This window comes from Advenella faeciporci, from assembly GCF_014652395.1.
GTDB lineage: Bacteria > Pseudomonadota > Gammaproteobacteria > Burkholderiales > Burkholderiaceae_B > Advenella > Advenella faeciporci.
In genome coordinates, this window is sequence record NZ_BMYS01000041.1 from 1 (window position 1) to 6,093 (window position 6,093).

Consider the following 6,093-nt stretch of genomic DNA (forward strand, 5'->3'; position numbering starts at 1 on the left):
GTCTGGAACGGCGCTACCGTCATCCGCCCCGTAAAAAGTCATCATCAAGGAGACAGTTGAACTTTCATAAACGACAGAAAAAACATTGTTTTTAAATGGATTTTCCTTAACTTAATGGCAGTGACGCTCTGCGTGGGAATGCATAAACCCTTAATTACAAGCATTTCCCAAGCATTAAACGCCGTTAGGCAAAATTAAAAGCAAAAAAAATGCATTTAAATATAGGCACTTACACTTAGTTCATAGATCTTGACAATGAATAATAGAGTGCGTATAAATTTAGCTGGAGTCGCAGTCTGTAGCACAACAAACAAAATCACTATTAAGTATCACCAGTTGTATCAGCCACACAGGAGACAAACCATGGCTCATAACAGTCCTGCAAAAAAACCATCAGCAACCCCACCACAAACCGAATCACGCCGTAAATTCCTGGGCACGGCGGCAGCCGGCACAGCCGCTGCCGTGGGCATGGGTTTTCCGGCCATTGTCAGCGCACAAACCCCCATCAGTTTCCGGTTTCAAAGCACTTGGCCCACCGTGGATATTTTCCACGAATATGCCCTTGATTTTGCTAAAAAAATCAATGACATGACTGGCGGAGAACTTAAGATCGAAGTTCTTCCGGCTGGCGCAGTTGTACCTGCCTTTGCCTTATTGGATGCCGTCTCCAAGGGAACCCTTGATGGCGGACATGGCGTACTTGGTTATAGCTATGGCAAACAGAATGCACTTGCCCTGTTTTCTTCCGGCCCCGCCTATGGCATGGATGCCAATATGTTGCTGGCCTGGTTTAAATATGGTGGCGGCAAAGAATTACTGGTCAAACTGTATGACTCCATTGGTGGCAATGTAGTTTCATTCCTGAGCGGGCCAATGCCAACACAGCCTTTAGGCTGGTTCAAAAAACCCATCGCCAAGGCAGAAGACCTGAAAGGCCTGAAATTCCGTACCAACGGCCTGGCCATTGACCTGTTCACTGCCATGGGTGCAGCCGTTAATGCCCTCCCGGGTGGTGAAATCGTACCGGCCCTTGATCGCGGACTGTTAGATGGCGCCGAATTCAACAACGCCTCTTCCGATCGTTTGCTTGGCTTCCCCGATGTTTCAAAAGTATGCATGCTGCAAAGCTTTCACCAGTCTTCAGAAACCTTTGAAATCACATTCAATAAAGATAAATACAATGCACTGCCAGACAAAATGAAGGCCATTATAGAAAACGCCGTTGAAGCCGCATCAGCCGATATGTCCTGGAAAGCCATAGACCGTTATTCACAAGACTACGTCAAACTGAAAACCGAAGACAACGTCAAATTCTACAAAACGCCAGACGCGATTCTTCAGCAACAATTAACCACCTGGGACGACATTGTTGCCAAAAAAGCGGAAAGCAATCCTCTGTTCAAGGAAATTGAGGAGTCACAGCGGGCTTTTGCGGAGCGGGCAGTCAGTTGGGACATGGACACCAACAATAACCGCCGCATGGCTTATAACCATTATTTTGCCCGGCCTGCCGCCAAGAAGTCCTAAAACAGGGACACACGCATCTCTGTAAACTTCTTGCCGTTTACGGTTCTTCATGTCACTTTCATTCTTGCCCAGGATGAAAGTGACATCCATAGATCAATACTGCCAGGCGAATTGGTATGCGAAAAATATTGCGCTTTATTGATAAAGTTAACACACTGATTGGACAACTTTTCAGTTGGTGTGCCCTCATACTCACCCTTTTTGTTACCTATGAAGTTTTTTCCCGTTACGCATTGCATCAACCCCATGCCTGGGCATTTGATGTCATGAACATGCTTTATGGCGCACTTTTCATGATGGCTGGCGCTTACACGCTAGGCAAAAACGGTCATGTTCGCGGTGACGTACTGTATGGATTTTTTTCGGTTCGCTTACAGGCCAGCCTGGATCTTCTCCTTTATTTTCTTTTTTTCTTCCCCGGCATTATTGCCCTGGTATGGGCAGGTTACAACTACGCCTCAGAATCGTGGGTGATTAATGAGCACTCTACCATTACGGCCAATGGACCACCCATTTACCCATTCAAAGCCATTATTCCCATTGCAGGTTTTGCCTTGTTTTTGCAAGGATTTGTTGAAGTCGTCAGATGCGTCATATGCCTGAAAAAGGGGCAATGGCCATCACGCGACATTGATGTTGAAGAGGTTGATGTTGATAAGCTGAAAGACATGGTTCATGTTTCAACGCAAGATATCATCCAAGCAGACACCTACATAACAGAAAAAAACGGGAACACAAGATGAAAAAAGAAGCCTGGTTTGGACTTACCATATTATTTGGCATTATTATTACCCTGGTTATTTTTATGCCCGCCCCCGCCGATATCACAAACGGGCATATGGGCTTGCTAATGCTGGCCCTGATTGTTGTGGCTATTATGCTGGGGTTCCCCACCGCTTTTACCCTAATGGGTATGGGTGTTGGCTTTACCCTATATGCTTACCAGGATATGGGCACACGGCTGGCGGTGGAACAAACGCTTGACTTGATGGTTTTGCGCACCTACGCCGTCATGACCAATGATGTACTTATTGCCGTGCCTTTGTTCATTTTCATGGGATATCTGGTTGAACGTGCCAACCTGATTGAAAAACTCTTCCAAAGCATGCATCTGGTCATGGCCCGCATACCCGGCTCTTTGGCGGTTGCCACTATTATAACCTGTGCGATATTTGCCACGGCAACCGGGATTGTTGGTGCCGTTGTCACACTCATGGGCCTGCTTGCCCTACCCGCCATGCTTAAGGCGGGTTATGACGTTAAAATTTCTGCCGGTGCCATTACCGCTGGCGGATGCCTGGGCATCATGATTCCCCCCTCGGTACTGTTGATTGTGTATGGGGCCGTTGCGGGCGTATCGGTGGTCAAGCTGTATGCTGCCGCCTTTTTTCCTGGCATCATGCTGGCCGTGCTTTATGTTGTTTACGTCATTATCCTGGCCAAATTAAAGCCCAGTCTGGCGCCCCCCTTGTCCGAGGAAGAAAGGCGCGTTTCCCTGCCCGAGTTTGCCGAAAACATTAAAAATGCCATCAGCAACAAAGCATTGCCGGGCCTGTTAACCGCCCTGAAAGGAAAGCGCAATGTTGGGATACCGGCAAAATCGCTGCTATACCAACTTTTTATCACTTTATTGCCTGCCATTGTTTTCTTTGGAGCCATGGGTATAAGCTACACAATGGTTACCGCCCCAGCGCCACAACAAAACAATGAATTGCAAGAAATGGGATTTGGCTCTTTTGATGCCCAACCTGACAGTTACAGAAGTGGCCTGGCAGAACCCCCCGGGGCAGGTGAATTGGCAGAGCCATCAGGCGCCCTGAATGAGCCTCCCGGGGCCGAGCCTATGGCACAAGCGGCCGTTGAAGAAAACGCAACCACAGAAAACATAAGCGCTGATGAAGCGGGCAAAACCAGCGCTCCCATGACTTTCTGGATTATTTTCCTTACCGGTCTGGTCTTGCTGCTTATCTTTTATGCATTTTTCACCTTTGCCCGGCTTGAAATATTCAAAATGCTTCTGGCCTCTTTCTTCCCGCTGGCCATTCTGATACTGGCCGTATTGGGCAGTATTGTGTTTGGCTTTGCCACACCCTCCGAAGCGGCTGCCATGGGGGCATTTGGCGGGCTCTTGCTGGCCTTTGCCTACCGGCGACTGAACATGGCCATGCTCAAGGAATCCATGTACCTGACTGCAAAAACCAGTGCAATGGTGTGCTGGCTGTTTGTGGGCTCCAGTATCTTCTCTGCCGCTTTTGCCCTGCTTGGTGGCCAGGAAATTATTAATGCCTGGGTGTTATCAATGGATTTAACACCCGTTGAGTTCATGATCATGGCGCAAATTGTTATTTTCCTGCTGGGCTGGCCACTTGAGTGGACGGAAATCATTGTCATTTTCATGCCTATATTCCTGCCTTTGCTGGCCCACTACAATATTGATCCACTGTTTTTTGGCATTCTGGTTGCCCTTAACCTGCAAACCGCCTTCCTTTCCCCCCCCGTTGCCATGTCCGCCTTTTATCTCAAAGGAGTGGCACCACCACACGTTACCCTGAACCAGATATTCCTGGGGATGCTGCCGTTTATGGGAATTCAGATATTTGCACTCATTCTGCTTTATGTCTTTCCACAAATTGGTTTATGGCTTCCAGAGGTTTTATACAAATAAATCATCCTGCATCCAGGCAAGCTAAATACCGCCCGCTGGCGGTATTTTTTTTTGTACATATTCATTTCAAGAATGGATTACCCAGCCCCTGGGCCAAATGAGTGCATTTGCCCCAAGGAATCCTGAAACAGGCGTATCCGTCACTCACATACTTGTATAATTGCGGCATTAACAGAAAGGATACTGATGAAGCAAAACATCACAGAAGTTGACGACATGGAAAACGCAGCATTATTTTGTCCGGTAACCACCACTACCTTTATTAAAAACATTAGTGATGACATTTATCCTTTGCTGGAGCTCGCCTCCAATGAACCGGACGCCACAGCAACCCCTTTGCTGAAATCCATTACGGTTTTACTATGCAGCCACTGGAAAACTTTTTGTTTTAACCTGGGCCAGGAAGCCCTTTACCAGCTGGTGGACACCCTCCCATCATCCGCACACCTTCCCCTGCCCATAAAAAAAACCATTGCCCGGGATCTCCTGAACAGCAATGATGAGCTAGCCATCTGGTCGCTGGCAGATGAGCAATGGCGTGATCATGTTGCCAATTACTTCAATTACGAAATGTCCAACAGACTCTTCAACAGCCATCCACCAGGCACCCGGCAGCTGGATCATTATTTCCAACAATTAACCGGGATTGAACAGATTTCCGGGTTTTGGCATTGGGAGAAGAATGAATATCCTTTTCTTCACTCTGCCTGTTCAGTTGAGCAAGCCTGTGAAATTCATGAACAACTTATGCTCTTGCCCGAAGAAATCAGCAATCAACAAGACATTACTTACCTAAACTATCATGCCGTATGTGATTATTACGCACACACCCTGGGGCTTGCCATCAAAACCCAAACGGCCATTAAAACACTGCTTGACACCCATCATACTGACAGACCGGATACCTGATCATCAACACCCGGTTTTACTTGGCGGGATTAATCATGATGCACCTGGCTGGCTTGCCTGACCCTGAGCTGGAATGGCATAAGTACCGACCGCATGCGCCACAGCCTGCTCACTGCCTTCTGAAAAAATAAAAACGTCACCAATCGCAAGCATTCTACCCAACTTGATGAGCCGGCACTCGGCAATCAGATCTTTATCTGGCGCCGGCTTTCTTAGAAAAGAAATATTCAGATTGGTGGTAACAGCCAAAGGTACAATCCCGATCTCACCCAAAATGGCAACATACAATGCCACATCGGCAGCGGTCATTAACGAGGGACCTGACACAGTGCCTCCTGGCCGCAGATCGTCATGACTGACTGGCCATTTTATCCTGGAAAATTTTTCACCAACGCTTTGCACAATGCATTTATTCTGTGGAAAATCCTTTTTCAGGAAAGTGATAATTTCTTCTTTTGAAGCCACGCTGATATCTCCTGTGTTTTTATATATTGGTCTAGACTGTACCGCAGATTTGAACAGCAGGAAACTTTCAGACAAAAAAAACCAGGGTTCATACAAACCCTGGTAAACATTTGCGCTAACAATGATACGAATCACTGAACTTTCAGTGTAGGCCGTGCCGCTTCCGGTGTAAATCACATCATTCAAAAAAACATAAGATACATCAAGATTGATGCGCAGGTTTTATATTTGAAGCAAGAGCACAAGCATGAGCGAAAAAAAATTAATGATAAGTGTTAAACATTATTAACGTTAAGACACATATAATACAAATCTGAAAATTTAATTTACATTCTTGATTATTAACATAAATCAAGATTTGAAGATTTTACAGGCCATTTCAAGGCTTCATCTCTCATTGAGAGCCTGTAAATAAAACTGTGTAAACCGTCTATCATTACACCCACACAGGGAAAAGGATAGATCACATGGACAAAAAGAAACTGGAAGCGTTTGCTCGCGAGGCAGCTAAAGGCTTGAAGACC

6 protein-coding genes are annotated in these 6,093 nt (G+C 46.5%); 4 read left to right on the forward strand and 2 right to left on the reverse strand.

All coding sequences use genetic code 11. The annotated features are described in order from the left end of the window. Positions 1–363: 363 nt before the first annotated feature. The 4 genes from IE074_RS14625 (at position 364) to IE074_RS14640 (ending at position 5,104) form a co-directional block, all read left to right on the forward strand. Positions 364–1,530 carry a TRAP transporter substrate-binding protein gene (locus tag IE074_RS14625; protein WP_189386185.1) on the forward strand — a complete coding sequence of 389 codons (1,167 nt, stop codon included), beginning with the start codon at positions 364–366 and terminating at the stop codon, positions 1,528–1,530. A gap of 116 nt (positions 1,531–1,646) precedes the next feature. Beyond that, complete coding sequence (locus tag IE074_RS14630; RefSeq protein WP_189386186.1) at positions 1,647–2,273, forward strand: TRAP transporter small permease subunit; 627 nt, start codon at positions 1,647–1,649, stop codon at positions 2,271–2,273. Then, positions 2,270–4,195, forward strand: coding sequence for a TRAP transporter large permease (locus tag IE074_RS14635; protein ID WP_189386187.1), 1,926 nt, complete (start codon positions 2,270–2,272; stop codon positions 4,193–4,195). Before IE074_RS14630 ends, IE074_RS14635 begins: the two co-directional genes overlap by 4 nt. Positions 4,196–4,381: 186 nt before the next feature. After that, positions 4,382–5,104 (forward strand): hypothetical protein, encoded by a 723-nt coding sequence (locus IE074_RS14640; RefSeq protein WP_189386188.1) that lies wholly within the window; start codon positions 4,382–4,384, stop codon positions 5,102–5,104. A gap of 33 nt (positions 5,105–5,137) precedes the next feature. Here the strand turns inward: IE074_RS14640 and IE074_RS14645 are convergent, their stop codons facing one another. After that, complete coding sequence (locus IE074_RS14645; RefSeq protein ID WP_189386189.1) at positions 5,138–5,569, reverse strand: PaaI family thioesterase; 432 nt, start codon at positions 5,567–5,569, stop codon at positions 5,138–5,140. A 341-nt stretch (positions 5,570–5,910) separates the two neighbouring features. Next, positions 5,911–6,093 (reverse strand): hypothetical protein (locus IE074_RS14930; RefSeq protein WP_229794044.1); only part of this gene is annotated, 183 nt, incomplete at its 5' end.

Excerpts from the sequence above, each read along its gene's own strand:
- IE074_RS14625 (WP_189386185.1), top strand. The coding sequence starts at position 364 with ATGGCTCATAACAGTCCTGCAAAAAAACCATCAGCAACCCCACCACAA.
- IE074_RS14635 (WP_189386187.1), top strand. The coding sequence starts at position 2,270 with ATGAAAAAAGAAGCCTGGTTTGGACTTACCATATTATTTGGCATTATT.
- IE074_RS14630 (WP_189386186.1), top strand. The coding sequence starts at position 1,647 with ATGCGAAAAATATTGCGCTTTATTGATAAAGTTAACACACTGATTGGA.
- IE074_RS14640 (WP_189386188.1), top strand. The coding sequence starts at position 4,382 with ATGAAGCAAAACATCACAGAAGTTGACGACATGGAAAACGCAGCATTA.